18 protein-coding genes and 2 pseudogenes are annotated in these 23,396 nt (G+C 64.9%); 15 read left to right on the plus strand and 5 right to left on the minus strand.

What is annotated here, in order from left to right; all coding sequences use genetic code 11:
• The first annotated feature begins 17 nt into the window (after nt 1-17).
• The 7 genes from cpaB (at nt 18) to QP164_RS10950 (ending at nt 7,053) form a co-directional block, all read left to right on the plus strand.
• Entirely contained in the window at nt 18-1,058 is a 1,041-nt protein-coding gene (gene cpaB, locus QP164_RS10920) for a Flp pilus assembly protein CpaB (RefSeq protein ID WP_333923135.1), read from the plus strand.
• A 1-nt stretch (nt 1,059) separates the two neighbouring features.
• Nucleotides 1,060-2,625: a type II and III secretion system protein family protein gene (locus QP164_RS10925; protein ID WP_333923136.1), complete on the plus strand. Its 1,566-nt coding sequence runs from the start codon at nt 1,060-1,062 to the stop codon at nt 2,623-2,625.
• Nucleotides 2,626-2,673: 48 nt separating this feature from the next.
• A complete protein-coding gene (locus QP164_RS10930) occupies nt 2,674-3,303 on the plus strand; it encodes a CpaD family pilus assembly protein (RefSeq protein WP_333923137.1) in 630 nt (209 codons plus the stop codon).
• Nucleotides 3,303-4,586 (plus strand): pilus assembly protein CpaE, encoded by a 1,284-nt coding sequence (locus tag QP164_RS10935; RefSeq protein WP_132895343.1) that lies wholly within the window; start codon nt 3,303-3,305, stop codon nt 4,584-4,586. Before QP164_RS10930 ends, QP164_RS10935 begins: the two co-directional genes overlap by 1 nt.
• A 49-nt stretch (nt 4,587-4,635) precedes the next feature.
• Complete coding sequence (locus tag QP164_RS10940; protein ID WP_333923138.1) at nt 4,636-5,607, plus strand: type II secretion system F family protein; 972 nt, start codon at nt 4,636-4,638, stop codon at nt 5,605-5,607.
• Nucleotides 5,608-5,617: 10 nt separating this feature from the next.
• On the plus strand, nt 5,618-6,610 hold the full coding sequence (locus QP164_RS10945) for a type II secretion system F family protein (RefSeq protein ID WP_132736827.1): 993 nt from the start codon (nt 5,618-5,620) through the stop codon (nt 6,608-6,610).
• A gap of 194 nt (nt 6,611-6,804) precedes the next feature.
• Entirely contained in the window at nt 6,805-7,053 is a 249-nt protein-coding gene (locus tag QP164_RS10950; protein ID WP_333923139.1) for a hypothetical protein, read from the plus strand.
• Between the two features lie 221 nt (nt 7,054-7,274).
• On the opposite strand, the gene ppdK is transcribed toward QP164_RS10950, so the two are convergent.
• The 3 genes and pseudogenes from ppdK to QP164_RS10965 all read right to left on the minus strand — a co-directional run bounded on the left by ppdK (nt 7,275) and on the right by QP164_RS10965 (nt 13,468).
• On the minus strand, nt 7,275-9,938 hold the full coding sequence (gene ppdK / locus QP164_RS10955; RefSeq protein WP_133031604.1) for a pyruvate, phosphate dikinase: 2,664 nt from the start codon (nt 9,936-9,938) through the stop codon (nt 7,275-7,277).
• Between the two features lie 93 nt (nt 9,939-10,031).
• A pseudogene (gene glyS / locus QP164_RS10960) lies at nt 10,032-12,476 on the minus strand (glycine--tRNA ligase subunit beta).
• Between the two features lie 152 nt (nt 12,477-12,628).
• Nucleotides 12,629-13,468, minus strand: coding sequence for a glycine--tRNA ligase subunit alpha (locus QP164_RS10965; protein WP_093398883.1), 840 nt, complete (start codon nt 13,466-13,468; stop codon nt 12,629-12,631).
• Nucleotides 13,469-13,656: 188 nt separating this feature from the next.
• On the opposite strand from QP164_RS10965, the gene QP164_RS10970 reads away from it, so the two are divergent.
• The 4 genes from QP164_RS10970 (at nt 13,657) to QP164_RS10985 (ending at nt 16,873) form a co-directional block, all read left to right on the plus strand.
• Nucleotides 13,657-14,523, plus strand: a complete 867-nt coding sequence (locus QP164_RS10970) for a TraB/GumN family protein (protein WP_132895810.1) — start codon at nt 13,657-13,659, stop codon at nt 14,521-14,523.
• A gap of 271 nt (nt 14,524-14,794) precedes the next feature.
• Complete coding sequence (locus QP164_RS10975) at nt 14,795-15,493, plus strand: 50S ribosomal protein L25/general stress protein Ctc (protein ID WP_333923140.1); 699 nt, start codon at nt 14,795-14,797, stop codon at nt 15,491-15,493.
• A 208-nt stretch (nt 15,494-15,701) separates the two neighbouring features.
• A complete protein-coding gene (gene pth / locus QP164_RS10980; protein ID WP_333923141.1) occupies nt 15,702-16,271 on the plus strand; it encodes an aminoacyl-tRNA hydrolase in 570 nt (189 codons plus the stop codon).
• Nucleotides 16,268-16,873 carry a TIGR02466 family protein gene (locus QP164_RS10985; protein WP_056047257.1) on the plus strand — a complete coding sequence of 202 codons (606 nt, stop codon included), beginning with the start codon at nt 16,268-16,270 and terminating at the stop codon, nt 16,871-16,873. The genes pth and QP164_RS10985 overlap by 4 nt, the downstream gene beginning before the upstream one ends.
• A 213-nt stretch (nt 16,874-17,086) precedes the next feature.
• On the opposite strand, the gene QP164_RS10990 is transcribed toward QP164_RS10985, so the two are convergent.
• A complete protein-coding gene (locus QP164_RS10990; RefSeq protein ID WP_333923142.1) occupies nt 17,087-18,151 on the minus strand; it encodes an NAD(P)-dependent alcohol dehydrogenase in 1,065 nt (354 codons plus the stop codon).
• A 328-nt stretch (nt 18,152-18,479) separates the two neighbouring features.
• Between QP164_RS10990 and ychF the strand changes: the two genes are divergently transcribed.
• The 4 genes and pseudogenes from ychF (at nt 18,480) to QP164_RS11010 (ending at nt 21,997) form a co-directional block, all read left to right on the plus strand.
• Complete coding sequence (gene ychF, locus QP164_RS10995; RefSeq protein ID WP_056047251.1) at nt 18,480-19,577, plus strand: redox-regulated ATPase YchF; 1,098 nt, start codon at nt 18,480-18,482, stop codon at nt 19,575-19,577.
• A gap of 154 nt (nt 19,578-19,731) precedes the next feature.
• Nucleotides 19,732-20,118, plus strand: coding sequence for a hypothetical protein (locus tag QP164_RS11000; RefSeq protein WP_332754640.1), 387 nt, complete (start codon nt 19,732-19,734; stop codon nt 20,116-20,118).
• A 119-nt stretch (nt 20,119-20,237) separates the two neighbouring features.
• A pseudogene (locus tag QP164_RS11005) lies at nt 20,238-21,524 on the plus strand (alkaline phosphatase family protein).
• 11 nt (nt 21,525-21,535) lie between these two features.
• Entirely contained in the window at nt 21,536-21,997 is a 462-nt protein-coding gene (locus QP164_RS11010; RefSeq protein ID WP_333923143.1) for a MaoC family dehydratase, read from the plus strand.
• 286 nt (nt 21,998-22,283) lie between these two features.
• Here the strand turns inward: QP164_RS11010 and QP164_RS11015 are convergent, their stop codons facing one another.
• Nucleotides 22,284-23,033 (minus strand): hypothetical protein, encoded by a 750-nt coding sequence (locus tag QP164_RS11015; protein WP_333923144.1) that lies wholly within the window; start codon nt 23,031-23,033, stop codon nt 22,284-22,286.
• Nucleotides 23,034-23,396: the final 363 nt, after the last annotated feature.

Genomic DNA, 23,396 nt, shown 5'->3' on the forward strand with positions numbered 1-23,396 from the left:
AAAGGCACGAACTAGTCATGGACAGTCGTAAAATCATATTGCTGGCTGGCGCGCTGATTGTCGCGGCCATCACAGCATTCTTTGCCAGAACGCTGATCGCCGGAAGCTCGGCGCCGCAAGCCGGGGCGGTCGCGATGACCGCGCCGGTGGTCGACGGCCCCGAGGTGCTCGTCGCGACCCGCTCGCTGCCGGTCGGCACGATCCTCGACGCGACCGCGCTGAAATTCCAGCCCTGGCCGAAGGAGCTGGTCGACAACGCCTATTATCTCCGGGACAAGACCAATCTCCAGTCGTTGCAGGGCACGGTGGTGCGCAGCATCATCACCGCCGGGCAACCGGTGACGCAAGGGTCGCTGGTGAAGCCCGGTGATCGCGGTTTCCTGGCAGCGGCGCTCGGACCTGGCATGCGGGCGGTCACCGTGCCCGTCTCGGCGCAGGCCGCGGTCGCAGGCTTCGTGTTTCCAGGCGATCGGATCGATCTGGTCCTGACGCAGACGGTCGCAGGCGGCGGCGAAGGCCAGCCGCTCAAGGTGTCCGAGACGATCATGCGCAACATCCGCGTCCTCGCGACCGACCAGCGCACCGACAATCTCGTGGGCGAAGACGGCAAGACGCAGGTCCGCACGTTCTCGAACGTGACGATCGAGGCGACGCCCAAGATGGCCGAGCAGGTGGCGGTGGCGCAGACGCTCGGCTCGCTCTCGCTGTCGCTCCGCTCGATCGCCGACAATTCGGCCGAACTCGAGGAGGCGATCGCCTCTGGGGCCGTGAAGGTGCCGCAAGGCAATGATCCGAAGGCCGAAAAGGCGATGATGGTACGGCTAGCGAGCCAGCCGTCGGCCGGCGCATCGAGCTATCAGACGGGTGCTGACGTCTCGCGCTACCAGCGCAGCACGGTGCCCGGCAAAGCAATCGAAGGTGGCGGTGCGCCGATGCAGGGCATGCCGATGGTGCAGTCCGGTGGTGGTGGCGGCGGTACGCCGATCGTCCAGGGGCCGGTGGTCCGGATCGCACGCGGCAACGCAATGACCATCGTTCCGGTCGGGGGGAAGAACTGACATGCGTATCCGGATGACCCCGCTGGGCTGGCCGCTGGCCGTCGCCCTGGCTGCCGCGAGTGCCGCACCGTCGGCGCCCGCCCTCGCCCAGCGCCGCGGCGCGGCGATCGCCCCGGCCGGTTCGCCGGTCGTCCAGGTCAACACCGGTCGCGGCCGGCTGGTGACGCTCGCGCGGCCAATGACCGACCTGTTCGTCGCCGACGACTCGATCGCCGATGTCCAGGTCCGCTCGCCGACCCAATTATATCTGTTCGGCAAGAAGACCGGCGAGACGACGATATCGGCCACCACCAAGGGCGGCGCGGTCGTCTATGCGGCGACGGTTCGGGTCGGCAACAACCTCGATTCGGTCCAGCAGATGCTCGGCCTGGCGATGCCCGAAGCGCAGGTCGTCGCGACGCCGATGAACGGCCTGATCCTGCTGACCGGCACCGTCCTCGCCCCCGAGGATGCCGCCGAAGCCGAACGCCTGGTGCAGGCGTTCGTGGGTGATACAACCAAAGTCCTCTCGCGGCTGAAGACCGCGACGCCGTTACAGGTTAACCTTCAGGTGCGCGTCGCCGAAGTCAGCCGCAGCTTCGTCAAGAACATCGGCGTCAACCTGTTGACGCAGGACCGCAGCGGATCGGGAATCCTGTTCGGCAGCACGTCGGGCACGCCCGGCACGATCACCTATGATCCCACGACCGGTTTAAAGACATCGACCTATACCAAGGGTGCACAGCGCACGACGCTCGGTATCGCTGGCAAGCTGTTGGGGATGGATTTCCTGACCGCGATCGATCTCGGTGAAGCCACCGGGCAGGTGACGACGCTGGCCAATCCCAATCTCACTGCACTGTCGGGCGAGACCGGGACTTTCCTTGCTGGCGGCGAAGTCCCGATCCCGCTGGCGCAGGCGCTGGGCACGGTCTCGGTCGAGTATAAGCAATATGGCATCAGCCTGGCGTATACGCCGACGGTGTTGTCGGACGGACGGATCTCGCTCCGTGTTCGTCCGGAAGTCTCGCAGCTCGATTATTCGAACGCGGTGACGCTTAGCGGCACGCGCGTACCAGGCCTGACGACCAGGCGCACCGAGACGACCGTCGAGCTCGGCTCGGGCCAAAGCATGATGATCAGCGGCCTGTTGTCGAACAGCCACAACAACTCGTACGACAAGACCCCGGGCCTCTCGAACCTGCCGATCATCGGCGCGTTGTTCCGCTCGAACGCGTTCCAGCGCAACGAGACCGAACTGGTCATCGTCATCACGCCGTACCTGGTGAAACCGGTCAACAATGCCAGCGACATCGCGCTGCCGACCGACGGCGCGCGCGCACCGACCGATCTCGACCGGGTATTGCTCGGGACGCTCAGTGCGAGCGGCGGCGGCAAACGCCCCGTTCCGACGGTTGCTCCTGCCTCCTATGCGCAACCCTCGGTCGGCGCAGCGGCGGTGGTTCGTCCGACACCGCTCGGCGGCGATGTGCGACGCCCCGAAGACGACGTCGTACCATCAACCACGCGCAACACCGGCGGCAAAGCCAAGAACGGCAGCGTGCCCGCGCCCGGCTTCTCGAACTGAGATGACGAACCCGAGCCGACCACGCGCCTCCCGCACCAAGGATTTCCGATGATCAACAAATCGATCCTAGCGTTCCTGATCCCCCCGCTGCTGCTCGGCGGCTGCATGGGAACGGAGAATCGCGGCCTCGAATCGGTTCATCAACCCGTCGTCAGTCGATCGGACTATGCGCTCGATCTGGGCGTCGCCGGCGGCGCGCTGGGCCGCGGGGAACAGCAGCGGCTGGCCAGCTGGCTAGACGCGATGCGGCTTAGCTATGGCGACCGGGTCGCGATCGACGATCCGGCGGCGGAGGGGTATGCGGCGCGTACCGATGTCGCTGCCGTGGTTGGCCGATATGGCCTGTTGCTCGGTGCCGATGCGCCGGTAACACCCGCGCCGGTGGCGCCCGGCACGATCCGGATCGTCGTCAGCCGGATGCATGCAGACGTACCGCGCTGCCCCGACTGGTCGCGCGATTCGACCAACGACTTCACCTCCAACACGTCGTCCAATTATGGCTGCGCGATCAACCGCAACCTTGCCGCGATGGTCGCCAACCCGGCGGATCTGGTCCGTGGCGCGCCCGGCAACGAGACGACGGATACGGCGGTGTCGTACAAGGCGATCGACACCTATCGCAAAAAGGCGCCGACCGGGGCCGGCGGCCTTGCCGCGTCCAGCACGGGAGGGAAGTGATGAACGCACCCTGGAAGCCGGGCGGCATCGCGCATCGCGAACCGTTTACCGCCTATGTCTGCGACGAGATCACCGCCGAGGCCCTGCGGCCGATCGCGAGCGAACTCGGCTGGGCGGTCGAGAAGATCCACAAGGGCGGCCTGCGCAACGCGATCCAGTCGCTGTCGGTGTCCGCATCGCCGCAGATCCTGTTCGTCGATCTCGCCGAATCGGGCGACCCGCTGAACGATATCAATGCGCTGGCCGAAGTCTGCGAGCCCGGGACGGTGGTGATCGCCGCCGGGCAGGTCAATGACGTCCGCCTCTACCGCGACCTGGTGTCGAGCGGGATCCAGGACTATCTCCTGAAGCCGCTGCACGCCGATATGCTGCGTGAGGCCTTCGGTCATGCGCAGACGCTGTTGAATACGCCGAAGCATGTCGAGATCTCGACCGATCGACCGCATTGCTCGGTCGCGGTGATCGGCACGCGCGGCGGCGTCGGCGCCTCGACTGTCGCGACGTCGCTTGCCTGGTTGCTCGCGGACAAGGAAAAGCGCGCAACCGCGTTGCTCGATCTCGACGTGCATTTCGGCACGGGTGCACTCAGCCTCGATCTCGAGCCGGGCCGCGGCCTGACCGACGCGATCGACAATCCGAGCCGGATCGACGGGCTGTTCATCGAACGCGCGATGGTCAAGGCGTCGGAGAAACTGTCGGTGCTGTCCGCCGAAGCGCCGATCAATGCGCCGCTCGTCACCGATGGATCGGCGTTCTACCAGTTGCAGGAAGAAATGCGCGCGGCGTTCGAATGCACCGTCGTCGACTTGCCGCGGGGAATGCTGATCCAGCATCCGCAACTCGTCAGCGATGTTCAGCTCGGCGTGATCGTCACCGAACTGACGCTTGCATCCGCCCGCGACACGATCCGCATCCTGTCGTGGATGAAGACGAACGCACCGCAGACGCAGCTGTTCGTGCTCGCGAACCGGATGCACGCCGGCGGCCAGCTCGAGATCAGTCGCAAGGATTTCGAGGGCTCGATCGAACGCAAGATCGATTATGTCGTCCCCTTCGACCAGAAGCTCGCGGCGCAGGCGGCCAAGCTCGGCAAACCGTTCGCCGAGGTCGGGAAGGCGTCCAAGACGATCGCACCGATCATGGCACTCGTGACCGCGATCGCCTCCGCCGTCCCGGACAGTGCGGCCGATGGCGCCAAGCCAAAGGGCAAATCGCTGATCGGCAAGTTTGGCGACCTGAAGGGATTGATCCCGAAGCGCACGGTCAAGGCGAAAACCAAATGAGCCGCAGCCGGATCTTCCGGACCGCGACGAGCGGAAGGCGATAGCTGCGATGGAGATGATGCCGTTCCTGTTGGTCATCCTCGGCGCAGCGATCGTGCTCGGGATGATCGCGTTCGCGTTTGCGGGACCGTCCGCCGGACGCGCGCAGTCGCGCCGGATCGCCTCGCTGCGCGAACGTCACGGCGACGCGCTGGTGATTGCCGAAGCGCAGCTGCGCCGTATCTCGATGAACCGCGATACCAAGATGGATCTCGCCTTCGGGCGCATCCTCCCCAATCCGGTCCAGCTCGCCAAGCGCCTCGCGATGACCGGCAAGACCTGGACGGTCGGCCAATATGGCATGGCGACCGCGGGGATACTGGTGGTCGTCGCGGCGCTGATGCTGCTCAAAGGGCTGCCGATCCTGCTCGCTTTGCTGTTCGGTGTGTTCGTCGGCGTCGGCCTGCCGCATTTCATCGTTGGCAAGACGATCCAGCGGCGGATCGGCAAGTTCACCGCGAAGTTTCCCGACGCGATCGACCTGCTGGTCCGCGGCTTGCGCTCGGGCCTGCCGATCAGCGAGACGATCGGCGTCGTCGGCCATGAGGTCGAGGGGCCGGTCGGCGAGGAATTCCGCGCGGTCAGCGACAAGATGAAGATCGGCCGGACGATGGATGCGGCGCTGCAGGAGACTGCAGACCGGCTCGGCACGCCCGAATTCCAGTTCTTCGTGATCACGATCGCGATTCAGCGCGAGACCGGCGGCAATCTGGCGGAGACGCTCGCCAACCTGTCGCACGTGCTGCGCATGCGCGGCCAGATGAAACTCAAGATCAAGGCGATGTCGTCGGAATCCAAGGCATCGGCGTATATCATCGGCGCGTTGCCGTTCATCGTCTTCGGGCTGATCTGGTTCATCAACGGGACCTACATGCAGAATTTCTTCATCGACGAGCGGCTGATGGCCATCGGCATGGGCGGCATGGTGTGGATGGCGATCGGCGCCTTCATCATGTCCAAGATGATCAGCTTCGAGATTTAGGGGCGCAATGATGGGCACGACGGCCGGACCAACCCTGCTCGGATTCGACGTATTATGGGTCGCGACGATCCTGTCGGGCGTTGCCGCGTTCGCGGTGATGGTCGCGATCTATGCCGCGACCACGGTCAGCGATCCGATGACCAAGCGCGTGAAGGCGCTCAACGATCGCCGCGAACAGTTGAAGGCAGGTATCACCGCCTCGACCAAGCGGCGCGCCAAGCTCGTCCAGCGCAACGACACCGCCGACAAGATGCGCGGCATGCTGTCGTCGATGAAGATGTTGCAGGACAGCCAGGTCAAGGCGGTCCAGCTCAAGCTGATGCAGGCCGGGATCCGGTCGAAGGAATGGGCCCCGGCGGTGATCTTCGGCCGGCTCGTGCTGCCGATCGTGCTGGGCAGCGCCATGCTGTACTGGGTGTACGGCACCGACGGCTTCGCGACCTGGTCGCCGCTGAAGAAATACGGCCTCGTCGCGCTGACCTTCATCCTGAGCTACAAGGCGCCGGATCTGTATCTCGACAACAAGATCAAGAAGCGCTCTGACGCGATCCGTAAGGGGCTTCCCGACGCGCTCGATCTGCTTGTGATCTGCGCGGAGGCCGGGTTGACCGTCGATGCCGCGTTCCACCGCGTCGCGCGAGAACTGGGGCGGGCCTATCCCGAGCTTGGCGAGGAATTTACGCTGACCGCAATCGAGCTCGGGTTCCTGACCGACCGGCGTTCGGCGTTCGAGAATTTGGCGCAGCGGGTGAAGCTGGATGCTGTGAAGGGGGTCGTCACGACGATGATCCAGACCGAGAAATACGGCACGCCGCTGGCGTCTGCGCTGCGTGTGCTGTCGGGCGAATTCCGCAATGAGCGGATGATGCGGGCGGAGGAGAAGGCGGCGCGGTTGCCGGCGATCATGACGATCCCGCTGATCCTGTTCATCCTGCCAGTGCTGTTCGTCGTCATTCTCGGGCCGGCGGCGTGTTCGATCTCCGATGCGCTCATCAAGACCTGAAGCAACCGGCGGCGCAGACGATCGTTGAGCTCCCGTAACAGGAGGGTTTTTACGATGCCGTTGTTTTCCACACCTACGCAGTTCGCGGCGCTTGCGCTGGTTTTTGTCGCCGGCTGGCTGTTCGGACTGGCGAGTCATCCGGGGGCAAGAAGTGGAAGGCGCGGTATCTGGCGGAGCGGGATGCACATGCTTCGGTGAAGAAGGATGGGGATGTTCGGGCTGCTGCGGCGGAGAAGCGGGCTGTCGAGGCCGAGCGGGAGAATGCTCGGTTGGTGAAGGACGTCGAGGCGGCGCGGGTTGCTCCGGCGGTTGTCGAGCGGGCGCCGGTGGTGGATACGTCGCGGACCGGGGCGCTGTCTTCGGCGCGGCCGGGTTATGCTCGGCCGGCGTATAATGCCGATGGGACCAAGCGTGGTTGGTTCGATTTCGATCAGCGTCGGTGAGTTGCAGGGGTTAGTTTAGCCCCTGCCCCTTGTTCTCCCGCGAAGGCGGGAGCCCAGTCTGGGTTCCCGCCTTCGCGGGGAAGCATTCTTTTCTTCTTCCACCCCGGCGGAGGCCGGGGCCCAATTGGGGACGCTAGGTAACTCGAGGCAGTCCTTCGTTACCTTGGACGTTCCAATTGGGCCCCGGCCTTCGCCGGGGTGGTGCTTGTTTGAGGCTGGCGTTACTTCTTCGACAGCGCCGCTTGGGCTGCTGCCAGGCGGGCGATCGGGACGCGGTAGGGACTGGCCGACACGTAATCCAACCCCACCTTTTCGCAGAACGCGATGCTTGCCGGGTCCCCGCCGTGTTCGCCGCAGATGCCGAGCTTGATGCCCGCCCGCGTTTTCCGCCCGCGCTCCGCTGCGATTTCGATCAATTCGCCGACGCCTTCGACGTCGATGCTGACGAACGGGTCCTTCGCGTAAATGCCCTGCTCGACATACGCGCCGAGGAAGCGCGAGGCGTCGTCGCGGCTGACGCCCAAGGTCGTCTGCGTCAGGTCGTTGGTGCCGAACGAGAAGAACTCGCCGACTTCCGCGATCTCGCCGGCCCGCAGTGCTGCGCGCGGGAGTTCGATCATCGTGCCGACGAGATACTCGATCGTGCGGCCCTTCTCGGCGAACACCGCCTGGGCGGCCTTGTCGACGACCGCCTTCATCAGCTCCAGCTCGCGGCGGGTGGCGACGAGCGGGATCATGACTTCCGGGATCGGGGCCGCGCCGGACTTCTCCGCGACATCCACGGCCGCCTCGAAGATCGCGCGCGCCTGCATCTCGTAGATTTCGGGATAGGTCACACCGAGACGGCAGCCCCGGTGGCCGAGCATCGGGTTAAACTCGTGCAGCTCCGCCGCGCGGCGCTTGAGCGTGTCGACGTCGACGCCCGCCGCGGTCGCGACTTCGGCGAATTCGGATTCCTCGTGGGGAAGGAATTCGTGGAGCGGCGGATCGAGCAGGCGGATCGTTACCGGCAGGCCGGCCATCACCTCGAGGATCTCAGTGAAATCCTTGCGCTGTTCGGGGAGCAGCTTCTCGAGCGCGACGCGGCGGCCCTTCTCGTCGCTCGCCAGGATCATCTGGCGGACGTTGGTGATGCGGCTGCTCTCGAAGAACATGTGCTCGGTGCGGCATAGGCCGACACCCTCGGCGCCGAACTCGCGGGCGACGCGGCAATCTTCCGGCGTCTCGGCGTTGGCGCGGACCTTCAGGCGGCGGACCTCGTCGGCCCAGACCATCAGCGTGGCGAAATCACCCGACAGCTCGGGCTGCACGGTCGCGACCGCGCCGATCATCACTTCGCCGGTGGTGCCGTCGATGGTGAGCAAGTCGCCCTCCTTCACCTCGCGGCCGCCGCAGCGCATGATCTTCGCCTTGGCGTCGATGGAGAGCGTGCCGGCGCCGGAAACGCAGGGACGGCCCATGCCACGCGCCACCACTGCCGCGTGGCTCGTCATCCCGCCGCGCGCGGTCAGGATGCCCTTCGCCGCATGCATGCCGTGGATGTCGTCGGGCGAGGTCTCGGTGCGGACCAGGATGACGGCGACGCCATCGGCGGCCTTCTTCTCGGCGGCATCGGCATCGAACACGACCGCACCCGAGGCTGCACCCGGCGAGGCGGGGAGGCCCTTGGTCAGGACGTCGCGCGTCGCCTTGGGATCGAGAGTCGGGTGGAGCAGCTGGTCGAGCGCCATCGGCTCGATGCGCAGGATCGCTTCCTCGCGGGTGATGAGACCTTCATTCGCCATATCGACGGCGATCTTGAGCGCGGCCTTGGCGGTGCGCTTGCCGGCGCGGGTCTGGAGCATCCAGAGTTTGGTCTTCTCGACCGTGAACTCGATGTCCTGCATGTCGCGATAGTGGTTTTCGAGCGTGTCGAATACGTCGGCGAGCTGGTGGTAGACCTCGGGCATCGCCTCTTCCATCGAGGCGGGCTTGGCGCCGGCGTCTTCGCGCGCGGTCTTGGTCAGGTATTGCGGGGTGCGGATGCCGGCGACGACGTCCTCGCCCTGCGCATTGATCAGGAATTCGCCGTAATAGGCGCGGTCGCCCTTCGACGGGTCGCGCGTGAAGGCGACGCCGGTGGCCGAGGTGTCGCCCATGTTGCCGAACACCATCGCCTGGATGTTGACCGCGGTGCCCCAGCCGCCGGGGATGTCGTTGAGGCGGCGATAGACTTTCGCCCGCTCCGACTGCCACGAGCCGAAGACGGCGCCGACCGCGCCCCAGAGCTGGTCGTGGACGTCCTGCGGGAAGGGCTTGCCCCAGAGCTTCTCGACGAGGCCCTTATATTCGGCGACGAGTTTGCGCAGGTCGTCGGCGGAGAGTTCGGTGTCGAGCGTGAAGCCCTGGTCTTCCTTGGCGATCTCCAGCGCTTCCTCGAACGCGCCGTGATCGAGTTCGAGGACGACGTCGGCGTACATCTGGATGAAGCGGCGATAGCTGTCCCAGGCGAAGCGCGCGTCCTCGGACTTGGCGGCGAGGCCTTCGACGGTCTGGTCGTTGAGGCCGAGATTGAGGACGGTGTCCATCATCCCCGGCATCGAGGCGCGGGCGCCCGAGCGGACCGAAACGAGCAGTGGATCGGCGGGGTCGCCGAATTTCTTGCCGGTGACGCCCTCGATGTGGGCGAGGCCGGTGGCGACCTCGTCGCGCAGGCTCTGCGGGAACTGGCCGCCCTCGTCGTAATAGACCGCGCAGAAATCGGTCGAGATCGTGAAGCCCGGCGGGACCGGCAGGCCGATCGACGCCATCTCGGCGAGGTTCGCGCCCTTGCCGCCGAGCAGGTTCTTGTCGCCCTTGCCGCCATCCGAAACACCGCCGCCGAAGCGGTACACATATTGGGTCATCACAGGTCCTCTAAGTGCTTGTTTTTATGGGCGGGGCAAAAGTGAAGTACAGGAAGTGCAGACGCTGGGAGCCGTCTGCATTTCCGCTTTCAATCAGCCCTCGATCTTCGAAAAATCTGCGACGTTGTGCACTGCGGCGCGGACTCGCTCAAGTAGGGTCAGGCGAGCGGAGCGTTTGGCGGGATCGGAATCGTTGACGATAACGCTATCAAAGAACGCGTCGATCGGCGCGCGGAGCGAGGCGAGCGCGGCCATCGCGGCGGCGAAATCCTCGCGCGCGATCGCGGCGGTGGCGCGGGGTTCGGCGGAGTCGAGCGCGGTCATCAGCGCGGTCTCTGCGGGTTCGGGGGTGTAGGACAGCGTTTCCTGCCCCTCTCCCCTGCGGGGAGAGGGTCGGGGTGAGGGGCAGTTCCGGGCGCTGCACTGCTTGGCAGCCCCTCACCCCTACCCTCTCCCCGCAGAAGAGAGGGAGCAGCAGGGACTTCCTTCTTCAGGATATTGGCAGCGCGCTTGTAACCGGCGAGCAGGTTCGCACCGTCCTCGGTGGTCACGAACGCCTGGAGCGCGTGGACGCGCGCGAGCAGGCGGACGAGATCGTCCTCCTTAGCGCCAGTGCCGTCCATGATGCGGGCTGCACGAATTATGTCGGGACGAGTTCCTACATCGCGTTCAGCTACTTCCAGACGATCCATCATGAAATCTCGGACATTCGCCGCAACTGGCATAGCCAGCTCCATATCAGCCCAGACCGCTTCGCTGATCTGCTTTTTGTATTCGTCAGGGCGGATCGTATCAATCCAAGCCTTCAATGCGCCAATGGCGACCTCGGCACCAAATTCGTCAAAAACGGTGTTCAGCAACTCAGCGCGTTTTCCTTGCTGTTCCAACACAGCAACGCCAATGCCAGACTTCGCTAGCGCTTCGAAAATCGCGAAGAAGAGGCTCATACGCAACCCGTTGAGCTTTATAATCGCAATTACGCCAAGTGCAGCCCGACGAAGTGCAAACGGGTCTTTCGAACCCGTAGGTGCCGCATCAATCGAGAAGAATTGTGCAATCGTATCTAGCTTGTCCGCCAAGCTTACCGCGACCGTTACCGGGTCGGTGGGGACGTCGTCGCCTTGGCCGACCGGCTTGTAGTGGTCGCGGATGGCGGTGGCGACGGACGGGTGCTCGCCCTGCGCAGCGGCGTAGTAGCCGCCCATCAGGCCTTGCAGCTCGGGGAACTCGCCGACCATGCCGGTGACGAGGTCTGCTTTTGCGAGGCGGGCTGCGCGGTCTGCTAGGTTTGCCAACTCACTGCTCCCTTCCCGCTTGCGGGAGGGGTCGGGGAGGGGCTAGCCTCAAACGCGGCGGTGGTGGTTGTGTCAGGCCCTCCCCGACCCCTCCCGCGAGCGGGAGGGGAGCAGAAGCAGAAGTGACTATACCCTCTTCTACCAGCCAGCGGGCGAGCTTCGCGACGCGGTCGACCTTGTCGGCTACGGTGCCGAGCTTTTCGTGGAAGACGATCTTCGACAGCTTCTCGGCCTGCTCTTCGAGCGGGACCTTGAGGTCGGTGTCGTAGAAGAACTTCGCGTCCGACAAGCGCGCGGCGAGGACCTTGCGGTTACCCTCGACGATCTTCGCGCCGCCGTCGTGCGCGGCGATGTTAGCGGTACAGACGAACGCGTTCGCCAATTTTCCGTCGGCGCTGCGGCAGACGAAATATTTCTGGTTCACGCGCGCGGTGAGCTGGATCACCTCGGGCGGGACGTCGAGAAACGCGGGGTCGAACTGGCCTAGCAGGGGAATCGGCCATTCCGTCAGGCCTGCATTCTCCGCGACGAGGCCCTCGTCCTCGATGAGTTCGAGGCCGGCCTGCGCGGCGGCTTCGCGGGCGTGGTCGCGGATCAGCGTGGCGCGTTCGTCGTGGTCGACGATGACGTGGCAGGCGCGCAGCTTCTCGACATAGTCGTGCGCGCCGCCGATCGTGATCTGGTACGGGTGGTGGAAGCGGTGGCCGAGCGTGGCGGCGCCGCTGGCGATGCCGGCGATCTCGAACGGCACGATCTCTTCGCCGAGCAACGCGACGATGCCTTGCAGCGGGCGGACCCAGCGGAGCGATTCGGTGCTGGCGGAGGCATCGCCCCAGCGCATCGACTTCGGCCACGGGAAGGCGCGGACGATCGCGGGGATCGCGTCGGCAAGAACGGCGGCGGTGGCGCGGCCGGGCTTTTCGGTGACCGCGAACAGCGTGCCGTTGCGGTCTATGAGTTGCTCGCGGGTGAGGCCGGTCTTGCGGAGGAAGCCTTCGAGCGCCTGCGGGGGCGCGGAGGTCTTGGGGCCCTTGGTTTCCTCGGAGACGGCGGCGGTCTCGAGCGGCAGGTCGCGCGCAATCAGCGTCAGGCGGCGGGGGGTCGCGTAGGTGACGATGGCGCTGGTGGCGATGCCGGCCTTGGCGAGCTCGGCGGTGAACAGCCTGGCGAGGTCTTCACGCGCCTTGGACTGCATCCGGGCGGGAATTTCTTCGGAGCGGAGTTCGAGAAGGAAATCGGTCATGGGACTCTCAAATCCTCCCCGGCACGGGGAGGGGGACCGTCCAAAGGACGGTGGAGGGGGCGGGCCGCGAACGGAGCGTATGTGGCACGCCCCTCCACCATGCTGCGCATGGTCCCCCTCCCCGTTCCGGGGAGGAATGGCGATAGCGAGCATCACGCCGCCCACCCGTGCTTGTCCATCCAGGCGGCGCAGGCGCCCTTCGCCAAGTCTCGGACGCGGCCCATATAGGCTTGGCGTTCGGCGACCGAGATTACGCCGCGGGCCTGGAGCAGGTTGAAGATGTGGCTGGCTTTGATCGCCTGCTCGTAGGCTGGGATCGGGAGCTTGGCGGCTAGCGAGTTCTCGCATTCGGCAACGTGCTTGCGGAACTGGTCGAACAGGGAGTCCGTGTCGGCGATCTCGAAGTTCCACTTCGACATCTCCTGCTCGTTCTCCAGGAACACGTCGCCGTAGGTCACGCCGGCATCGTTGAACGCCAGGTCGTAGACCGAGTCCTTGTCCTGGATGTACATCGCGAGGCGCTCCAACCCGTAGGTGAGTTCGCCGGCGACGGGCTTCATGTCGAAGCCGCCCATCTGCTGGAAATAGGTGAACTGCGTCACCTCCATGCCGTCGCACCAGACCTCCCAGCCGAGACCCCAGGCGCCGAGCGTCGGGCTTTCCCAGTCGTCCTCAACGAAGCGGATGTCGTGCTTCAGCATGTCGATGCCGATCGCGGCCAAGCTGCCGAGGTAGAGTTCCTGGAGGTTCGCAGGCGATGGTTTCAGGATGACCTGATACTGGTAGTAATGCTGGAGCCGGTTGGGGTTTTCGCCGTAGCGGCCGTCGGTCGGGCGGCGGCAGGGCTGGACGAACGCGGCGTTCCACGGTTTCGGCCCGAGCGCGCGGAGCGTCGTGGCGGTGTGGAAGGTACCCGCGCCCATTTCCATGTCGTAGGGCTGCAGGATCAGGCATCCGTGTTCACTCCAGTAATCGTGGAGCGTGAGGATCATGCGCTGGAAGCTAAGAGGCTTTGTCACGGATTTGGTCACGCGCGGGCTTTGGCGGATGGGGGTGCGGGAGGCAAGTGGTGCGTTGCGGTCGGGCGTCCTACATGGGGGCGAACTCACGGTAAGGATGCCCTCCCTTGAAGCTGTTTTCGAAGATCGCGTCGTTCCGATCCGCGCTGTCCGCCATCGCGATGGCGTTCGCCCTGCCCGCCTGTGCGCAGGTCGCGCCGAAGCCTGTTCAAGCCGCGAACGATGCCGATCCAGCGCTTTGGGTGGTGAAGGACAAGGACACGACGATCTATTTGTTCGGGACGATCCATGTGTTGAAGCCCGGCATGACGTGGTTCGACGAGGCGGTGAAGACCGCGTTCGATCGCTCGAACCAGGTGGTGCTGGAGCTGGTGATGCCCGATCCCGCGAAGATGCAGTCGCTGGTGATGGCCACCGGCGTGTCGAAGGACGGGCCGACGCTGACCGAGCAACTGCCCGCGGACAAGCGTGCGGCGTATGCGAAGGCGGTGACCGATCTCGGGCTGCCGGCGAATGCGTTCGATCGGTTCAAGCCGTGGCTGGCGGCGACCAACCTGTCGATCGCGCCGCTTTCGAAGCTCGGCTATGATTCGGCGAACGGGCCGGAGCAGGTGATTACGGCGGCGGCGAAGGCTGCGGGGAAGCCGGTGATTGGGCTGGAGACGGCGGAGCAGCAGCTCGGGTATTTCGGCGGGTTGTCGCAGACCGCGCAGTTGCAGTTTCTCGGGAGCACGATCGACGAGTTGCCGAAGCTGGAAAGCACGATGGCGACGATGGTCGACGAATGGGCGAAGGGTGATCCCGAGGCGCTTGCCAAGGAGATGAACGATAGTTTGAAGGACTCGCCAGAGGTGGCGAAGGTGTTGCTGGTGGATCGTAACGCGCGTTGGGCGGAGTGGGTGAAGACTCGGCTCGGGACGCCGGGGACTGTGTTCATCGCGGTTGGTGCGGGGCATCTGGCGGGCAAGGATAGCGTTCAGGCGCAATTGGCTAAGCTTGGCGTGAAGGCCGAGCGGGTGAAGTATTGACCACTACCGGTTTTAATCTGCCGGGTTAATCGCGACGCCCCGCCCAACCATTGCGTCACCCCAGCGAAAGCTGGGGTCTCGTGCGGCTGGAGCGCGCTTCGTTACGGGGATACCCCAGCTTTCGCTGGGGTGACGGCATTTGGCGGGGACGCACTCCCAAGGCGCAGAATTGCTTTTGCCCCCACTTCCGCTATGCGCCCGCGCTTCCGGTCCATGGTCATCCCTGGAGGCGTGGGCGGGAAGGACAACAAACGAGTTTCGGAGAATATTGATGAGCGACCAGTTGACGCTCGCAGCCGAGACGCGTGACCGGGTTGGCAAGGGAGCCTCCCGGGCGCTGCGTCGTGATGGCCGCGTGCCTGCCGTGATCTACGGCCTGAACCAGGAACCAACCTCGGTTCACCTCGAGGAAAAGGCGCTGATGAAGGCGCTGATGACCGGCCACTTCATGAATTCCGTGGTGATGGTCAACGGCGTGCGCACGCTGCCGAAGGACGTGTCGTTCCACCCGGTTTCGGATCGCCCGATCCACGTCGATTTCCTGCGCATCGGCGAGCATTCGACCGTCACCGTCGCGGTGCCGATCGCGTTCACCGACGAGGACGACGCACCGGGCATCAAGAAGGGCAAGGGCGTCCTCAACATCACGCGCCACGAGATCGAGCTGGTCGTCGACGCTTCGGATATCCCGAGCGAGATCACGATTTCGCTTAGCGGGATGGAGATCGGTGATTCGATCCACATCAGCGACGTGAAGCTGCCCAAGGGCGCGACGCCCGCGATCGACGACCGCGACTTCGCGATCGCCACGATCGTGCCGCCGACCGTGCCGACCGTCGAGGACGAAGAGCTCGAGGCCGAAGTCGCCGAAGCTCAGGCTGCCGAGGCTGCTGCCGAGGAAGAGACCCCGGTCGAGCCTAACGACGATGACAACGACGACGACAAGATCACGCCGCAGAAGAAGGACTAATCTTCTTCGTCTTCGGATGATCTGGCGGGCGGGAAAGCTAGGGCTTTCCCGCCCGTTTCGTTTTATAGGGCTGCCCCTTACTGTTCCCTCGCGAACGCGGGGGTCCAGGAGCCAAGAGCGCCGCCGCCCGTTACCCTGGGCTCCCGCCTTCGCGGGAGAGCAGCTTATGTGGTCGAGCGCTCGGCCGTTTCGTTTTGGAGAATCACACGTGCAGATCTGGGCGGGACTCGGCAATCCGGGGGCGCAATATGCGATGCACCGGCACAATGTAGGGTTCATGGTCGCCGACGCGATCGCCGAGGTGCACGGCTTCGGCGCGGTCAAGAAGCAGTTTCAGGGCTGGACGCAGGAGGGGCGGATCGGCTCGACAAAGATCCTGCTGCTGAAGCCGGCCACCTTCATGAACGAGAGCGGCCGCGCGATCAGCGAGGCGTTGCGCTTCTACAAGCTCGGCGTCGAGGCGCTGACGGTGTTCCACGACGAACTCGATATCGCGCCGTTTCGCGTGAAGGTGAAGACCGGCGGCGGGACCGCGGGGCATAACGGGCTGCGCTCGACCGACCAGCATCTGGGGCCCGAGTTTCGCCGCGTGCGGCTGGGAATCGGGCATCCCGGGCACAAGGATCGCGTCACCGGTTATGTGCTCGGCAATTATGCGAAGGCCGAGATCGAGCCGTTGAGCGACATGCTCGGCGCGGTCGCGGCGGAGGCCAAGTGGCTGGCGGAAGGCGACGACGTCCGCTTCATGAACGATGTCGCGTTGAGGATGCAGCCATGACTACCCGCTCCCTGTTTGCCACGCGGTTCTATGAGGCCGATCTCGGCGACGACGATCTGGTCGAGGAACTGGAGGACGCCGCGCTCGAACTGGCGAAGGCAGATCGCGCCGGGGTCGCGTGGTCGAAGGCGCATGGGTATCGTGGGTACACGTCGTATGCGTCGCTGAACGACCTGCCGTTGCGCGATCCGCGGTTCGGGGATCTGGTGCGGCTGCTGAACAAGCATGTCGCGCAGTTCGCGAAGGATTGCGCGTTCGATCTTGGCGGGCGGAAGTTGAAGCTGGATAGCCTTTGGGTGAACGTCCTGAAGCCTGGGGGCGCGCATTCGGGGCATATCCATCCGCATAGCGTCGTGTCGGGGACGATGTATGTGGCAATTCCGGAAGGGGCTGGGGCGCTAAAGCTAGAGGATCCGCGGTTGCCGATGATGATGGCGGCGCCGACCCGGCTGGAGGATGCTGCGGAGGATCTGCGGACGTTTGTTTATGCGGAGCCTAAGCCGGGGAGTGTGTTTCTTTGGGAGAGCTGGTTGCGGCATGAGGTCGTGCCGAATGCTGCCAAGGGTGAGCGGATCAGTATTAGTTTCAACTATCGGTGGTGATTGGGGCGCAGTCCGGCGTGGTGATGGTCGCCACCTCGGCGAAGGCCGGGGCCCAGTTGGGCAACGTTGCTAACGAAGGGCTGCCCTTCATCACACTGGCCTTCCCACCTGGGCCCCGGCCTTCGCCGGGGTGGTGGTATTAGTCCTTCTTACCCCCTCCCCTGAAGGGGAGGGAGTTTGGGGCGGCGCTCGTTGAGCGCCGCCCCTTCCCGGTTACGGCGCTTTCATCGAGGCCATGTCGATGACGAAGCGGTACTTCACGTCGCTCTTCACCATGCGCTGATACGAGGGTTCGATCTCGTCCATGCGGATCATCTCAATGTCCGATACCAAGCCGTGCTCGTTGCAAAAATCGAGCATCTCCTGCGTCTCGGCGATGCCGCCGATCAGCGAGCCGGCGATCGCGCGGCGCTTGAAGATCAGGTTGCCGACCGAGGGCGACGGATGCGCGTGCTCGGGGACGCCGACCAGCGTCATCGTGCCGTCGCGCTTGAGCAGCGCGGTGAACGTGTCGAGGTTGTGGCTCGCCGCGACGGTGTTCAGGATGAAGTCGAAGCTGTTGGCGTGCTCGGCCATCGCGGCCTCGTCCTTCGACACGATCAGGTCCTTCGCGCCGAGACGCTTGGCGTCGTCGCGCTTGTTCGGCGAGGTCGAGAAGACATAGACCTCGGCACCCATCGCATTGGCGATCTTGACGCCCATGTGGCCAAGCCCGCCGAGACCGACGATGCCGACCTTCTGGCCGGGGCCGACCTTCCAGTGCTTCAACGGCGAGTAGGTGGTGATGCCGGCGCACAGCAGCGGCGCGACTGCGGCGAGGTCGGCTTCGGGATGCGAGACCTTCAGCACGAAGCCCTCGTCGACGACGATCTTGTCCGAATAGCCGCCGAAGGTGTGGCCGCCGAGCACGGGATCGGGGCCGTTATACGTGCCGACGAAGCCGGTGGTCTCGCAATATTGCTCCTCGCCGTCCTTGCACGACGGGCACTCGCCGCAGCTGTCGACCATGCAGCCGACGCCGACGACGTCGCCGACCTTGAACTTGGTGACGTCGCTGCCGACCGCGGTGACGTGGCCGACGATCTCGTGGCCCGGGACGCAGGGGTAGAGAGTGCCTTCCCACTCGCCCTTGGCGGTGTGGAGGTCGGAATGGCAGACGCCGCAGAACGCGATGTCGATCGCGACGTCGGTCTTGCCGGGCGCGCGGCGCTCGAAGCTGAACGGGGCGAGCGGCGTTTCGGGGGATTGCGCGGCGTAGCCGTTGGCGGTCGTGGTCATGAAATTCCTGGGGATTTCTGGGGGAGAGACCGATGATAACCATCGACCGGCGACATCTCTACCGAGCGGCATGATAATTTTGCTGCGTTGCGGCAATCGAGTGGTTCGATCAGGCCCGCTCCTGCCGATCCTCCCCCGCCAGGGGGAGGTGGCGCGAAGCGACGGAGGGGAGGAACACGGAACAGCGGTTGCACCAGCCTCCCCCTCCGTCAGGCAAGTGCCTGCCACCTCCCCCTGGCGGGGGAGGATTAAGGACGAGGCGTCCTTGCTGGCCTTCCTTCGCGCCCTGCCCTAAAGCGCCACCACATTCTTATACCAAGGGCATATCATGGGTTTTCGCTGCGGCATCGTGGGGCTGCCGAACGTCGGCAAGTCCACTCTCTTCAACGCGCTGACCGAGACGGCCGCGGCGCAGGCGGCGAACTATCCGTTCTGCACGATCGAGCCGAACGTCGGTAACGTCGGCGTGCCCGACAAGCGGCTCGACGCGCTCGCCAAGATCGCCGGATCGCAGAAGATCATCGAGACGCAATTGGGCTTCGTCGACATCGCCGGCCTCGTGCGCGGCGCGTCGAAGGGCGAAGGGCTCGGCAATCAGTTCCTCGGCAACATCCGCGAGGTCGACGCGATCGTCCATGTGCTGCGCTGCTTCGAGGACGGCGACGTGACGCATGTCGACAACAAGGTCGATCCGATCGCCGACGCCGAGACGGTCGACACCGAGCTGATGCTGAGCGACCTCGAAAGCCTCGAGAAGCGCGTGCCGAACCTCGCCAAGAAGGGCATGCAGGGCGACAAGGAAGCCAAGATTGGCGCCGCCGTGCTGGGCCAAGCGCTGGAATTGCTCCGCGAGGGCAAGCCCGCGCGGCTGACCGTGCCGAAGGACGAGGACGAGGCGCGCGTGTTCGCGCAGGCGCAGTTGCTGACCGCCAAGCCTGTCCTGTACGTGTGCAACGTCGATGAGGGCGATGCGGCGAACGGCAATGCGCTGTCGGCGCGGGTATTCGAAAAGGCGAAGGCCGAGGGCGCCGAGGCGGTCGTGGTGTCGGCGGCGATCGAAGCGGAAATCGCGACGATGCCAGCCGAGGATCGCGGCGAGTTTCTCGGCGAACTGGGTCTGGAAGAGACCGGCCTCGCGCGCGTCATCACCGCCGGGTACAAGCTACTGCACCTGCTGACGTTCTTCACGGTCGGCCCGAAGGAGGCGCGTGCCTGGACCGTCCACGAGGGCGCGACCGCACCGCAGGCGGCGGGCGAGATCCACGGCGATTTCGAAAAGGGCTTCATCCGCGCCGAAACGATCGCGTTCGACGACTTCATCGCGCTGGGTGGCGAATCGAAGGCGCGCGAGGCGGGCAAGCTGCGCGCGGAAGGCAAGGCGTACGTCGTCCATGACGGCGACGTGATGCACTTCCTGCATAGCTGAAACCGGACGGCCGCTGAGATGCGGAACCGGGCAATCGCGCATTTTCAATGTAAGATTTGATGGCTAGCGTAGCCTCCGACATATCGGGGGAATTGCGTTGGCTGTCATGCATCTGTTGGGAATGCTCGTTGCCCTGTCGACGACGGCGTCTGCGGTGACGCCCTTTCAACAGCCCGCGGTGCCGAGCTTTTGCCAGCGCCTGGCACCGCAACTCGGCATGAAGCCGAACGCTAAAAGTGGTGGGAAGACGCGGGCTGGCGGCTGGAAGGTCAACCTTGCGAGCGGTCTGGGTCCGGCCTTGTTTGGTGGGACGTTCGCCGCGTCGTTCTCGCTGCATCCGATCGACGAAGACTCGGTGTCCGAGAGCAAGCGTCTGGAGAATGCTTGCGGCATCACCGCAAAGGGCATGACGTGCAAGATCGAAGGGCCGGCGCGGTTGAACGTCGGTACCAAGAAGGGCAAGATTTCAACCGAGGTGCTGCCGGGTGAACGCGCGGAAGTCGACATGCGCAGCACCGTGATCAGCTGTTACGACACGTGATCGCCTGCAGGCCAGACATGCTCGGCGCGCGTACCGCCTGACGGCGCTTTCGTTCGTCGAGCTTGCCGGGTAGAGGCCGCGACGCCGGGACTTGCTCAGGACGAACACCAATGAAAATTATGTTGAGTGGTTGTGCGCTTGCACTCGCAGGGTGTGCTTATCCGTATACGCCCCCTGCCCTCGCGCCCATCACTGCGCCGGCGCCCGTATCGACGGCGGTGGCTGCGATGCCGGGCCAGACTCGGGCGCCGGTTACCATACTGGTGTCGATCGACGGGTTTCGACCGGATTATCTCGATCGCGGCGTGACGCCGAACCTCAACCGGCTGCGCGCGGGCGGGGTATTCGCGAGCATGCGGCCGTCGTTTCCGAGCGTCACCTTTCCCAATCACTGGACGCTCGTGACGGGGCTGCGGCCCGATCGCAGCGGGATCGTCGGCAACAGGATGGAGGATCCGGCGCGGCCGGGGAGAGCTTCACGATGGCGACGGACGATCCGTTCTGGTGGAGCGAGAGCTCGCCGATCTGGGTCGATGCGGAGAAGGCGGGGATCCGGACCGCGACGATGTTCTGGCCGGGCGCGAATGTTGCCATCGGTGGCAAGGTGAAGCCCGACAGCCACGGGGCGATCGAGGGGGGACGCGGCCGGAGGACTGGCAGCAGTTCAACCAGCAGGTTTCAGGGACGCAGCGCGTCAACGCGGTGCTCGACTGGATGCGGCGGCCAGCGGCGATCCGGCCAAAGCTGGTGACATTGTATTTCGATACCGTCGACAGCGCGGGTCATGCGGGTGGGCCGGACAGCGCAGGCGTGACGCAGGCGGTGGCCGATGTCGATGCGAGCATCGGCGCGCTGGTCGACGGGCTTGCCGCGCTGGGGCAGCTGGCGAACCTGGTGATCGTCGCGGACCACGGCATGGCGGCGACGAGCAGCACGCGAGTCGTGGCGCTCGACGCGATTGCGGACAAGGCGGATTATCGCACCGTCGAGACGGGGCCGTACGCGACTTTGTTCGCGGTGCCGGGGCATGAGGCGGCGCTGGAGGCGCGGTTGTTGAAGCCCCACGATCACCTGCAATGCTGGCGGAAGGGGAGATCCCGGCGCGATTTCATTACGGGCGCAATCCAAGGGTGCCGAGTTATCTGTGTCTCGCTGATGTCGGCTGGCGGGTGGATTCGAGTGCGCCGACCAAGGCTTCGGTCGGCGGGATGCATGGGTATGACAACATGGCGCCGGAGATGCAGGCGCTGTTCATCGCCAACGGGCCGGCGTTTGCGCGCGGCAAGACGATTGCGAGCTTCGACAATGTCGCGATCGAGCCTTTGCTGCGTGATCTGATCGGGTTGCCGGCCGAAGCGGGGCTGGACGGCACCGACGCACCCTTCCAGAAGGTGCTGCAACGATAAGAGGAGAGGTTGTGCAGTATTTCGAGGATATCGAGGTCGGTCGGACTGCGTCGTTCGGTTCCTACGCGGTCACGCGCGAGGAGGTGATGGACTTCGCCGCGAAATACGATCCGCAGCCGTTTCACCTGTCCGACGAGGCGGCCGCGCAGACGCATTTCGGGCGGTTGTCGGCGAGCGGCTGGCATACGTGCGCGATGGTGATGTCTATGGTGGTCGCGAACCTGAAGGAGAACCAGCAGGCCGGGCTCGGGTCGCCGGGGATCGACGAGTTGAAGTGGATCAAGCCGGTGTATCCGGGGGACACGCTGCGCTGCGTGACCGAGATCCTGGAGAAGCGCGTGTCGGCCAGTCGGCCGGAGATGGGGATCTTCAAGAGCCGGATGCGGGTGTTCAACCAGGACGACGTGATGGTGATGACGTTTGTTTCTAATGGGCTGGTGGCGACCCGCCCCACAGGTGCCAACGCCGGCTGATCGCCGAGCCGTTGCCCTGCTTAGGGGCTCACTGCCTTCCCGATGCAGTGATAGTTCACGCGAAGGCGCGAAGGCGCGAAGAGAAGGTTTGTTCGCGCAGAGGCGCGGAGGCGCAGAGAAAGAGAGAGAGAGAGAGAGAGAGAGATTTGATGGCAGAGCTTTGATTTAGCTTCGCTGCCGACGCGAAGGCTCGCCCTCTCGTATTAAACTACTCTCCGCGCCTCTGCGCGAAATCGAAGTCTTCTCTTCGCGCCTTCGCGCCTTTGCGTGAACCGACCTTGTCTAATTATTGCGCCGGGCGACCGCCGCCGCGGTTGCCGCCGCCCTGACGACCGCCGCCTGGCCGTCCACCGCCGAAGCGCTGGCCGCCGCCGCCGCGATTGCCTCGGAATGCGCCGTCGCCACGATTGCCGCGGAAGTTGCCTTGGGCTTGGGGCTGCTGCGGGTTGGCGACCTGACCGGGCTGCGCGGGCTGGCCGGGTTGACCGAACTGGCCGCGACCGGGACCACGGCCGCGATCGTCGTCGCGGCCGGGACGGCCGTTGCCGAACTGGCCCTGAGCGGGCGTGCCGGGATTATTCTGATAGCCCGGACGGTTGCCGCGCCAGCCGCCGTTCCGGCCGCCATCGCCTCGGTTGCCAAAGCCGCCCCAATTGCCGCGACCACCGTCGTTGCGGTTGCCGCGATACTGCTGGCGACCCTGCCAGTAGCGCTGCTGGTTGCCGTTCCAGCGGTGCGGGCGGCGGTAGCGATCGTAGACGTAGACCCCCGAGCCGGGATAATAATAATCGCCGGCCCAACCGTAATAGGAGTTCAGGCCGCCATAGCCGGCGAACCCGTCATAGCCGCCGCCGTAACCGCCGCCATAACCGCCATAGCCTGCGCCATAATAACCGTCGCCGTAGCCGCCGCCGTAATAGGGATCGCTGGCATAGCCGACGCCGGCGCCACCATAGCCGTAGCCATCGGTGCAGCCCGCGACGCCTAATCCGAGGCCCAAGGCTAGGCCGATAATGCCGAAGCGCTTCATAAACATGGGGAGTCTCCCGTACGTGGAGAGCGGACACAACGCGCCGCTATTCGTCGTACAACGGAGTCGTTATGTCGCAGGTTCCATGAATGGGGTCTGACGGGGTTTGTTGGCTGGTGGGGGTGAGCCTGTGCGGACCAGGACGTTGTCCCCTTACCGTTCCCTCACGCACGCGGCGATCAAGTCATGAAGCAAACCGCTACCTCACTACCCCCTCGGCGAAGGCCGGGGTCCAATTGCGATGAAAGAGGTAACGGCGCGCGGTCATTCGTCAGCAATGTTTCCCAATTGGGCCCCGGCCTACGCCGGGGTGGTGCCGTATTAGGGAACGAGTGACCACTATCAGGTGACCTGCATCAGGTAGCGTGC

The sequence above is a fragment of the Sphingomonas sp. LR59 genome (assembly GCF_036855945.1).
In the GTDB taxonomy this organism is placed as follows: Bacteria; Pseudomonadota; Alphaproteobacteria; order Sphingomonadales; family Sphingomonadaceae; genus Sphingomonas.

Coding starts and splice junctions, on each gene's coding strand:
- ychF (WP_056047251.1), top strand. CDS start 18,480: ATGGGTTTTCGCTGCGGCATCGTGGGGCTGCCGAACGTCGGCAAGTCC.
- QP164_RS10965 (WP_093398883.1), bottom strand. CDS start 13,468: ATGATCCTCACGCTCCACGATTACTGGAGTGAACACGGATGCCTGATC.
- ppdK (WP_133031604.1), bottom strand. CDS start 9,938: ATGACCCAATATGTGTACCGCTTCGGCGGCGGTGTTTCGGATGGCGGC.
- QP164_RS10975 (WP_333923140.1), top strand. CDS start 14,795: ATGAGCGACCAGTTGACGCTCGCAGCCGAGACGCGTGACCGGGTTGGC.
- cpaB (WP_333923135.1), top strand. CDS start 18: ATGGACAGTCGTAAAATCATATTGCTGGCTGGCGCGCTGATTGTCGCG.
- QP164_RS10935 (WP_132895343.1), top strand. CDS start 3,303: ATGAACGCACCCTGGAAGCCGGGCGGCATCGCGCATCGCGAACCGTTT.
- QP164_RS10945 (WP_132736827.1), top strand. CDS start 5,618: ATGGGCACGACGGCCGGACCAACCCTGCTCGGATTCGACGTATTATGG.
- QP164_RS10940 (WP_333923138.1), top strand. CDS start 4,636: ATGGAGATGATGCCGTTCCTGTTGGTCATCCTCGGCGCAGCGATCGTG.
- QP164_RS10970 (WP_132895810.1), top strand. CDS start 13,657: ATGGCGTTCGCCCTGCCCGCCTGTGCGCAGGTCGCGCCGAAGCCTGTT.
- QP164_RS10985 (WP_056047257.1), top strand. CDS start 16,268: ATGACTACCCGCTCCCTGTTTGCCACGCGGTTCTATGAGGCCGATCTC.
- QP164_RS10990 (WP_333923142.1), bottom strand. CDS start 18,151: ATGACCACGACCGCCAACGGCTACGCCGCGCAATCCCCCGAAACGCCG.
- QP164_RS10930 (WP_333923137.1), top strand. CDS start 2,674: ATGATCAACAAATCGATCCTAGCGTTCCTGATCCCCCCGCTGCTGCTC.
- QP164_RS10925 (WP_333923136.1), top strand. CDS start 1,060: ATGCGTATCCGGATGACCCCGCTGGGCTGGCCGCTGGCCGTCGCCCTG.
- QP164_RS11015 (WP_333923144.1), bottom strand. CDS start 23,033: ATGTTTATGAAGCGCTTCGGCATTATCGGCCTAGCCTTGGGCCTCGGA.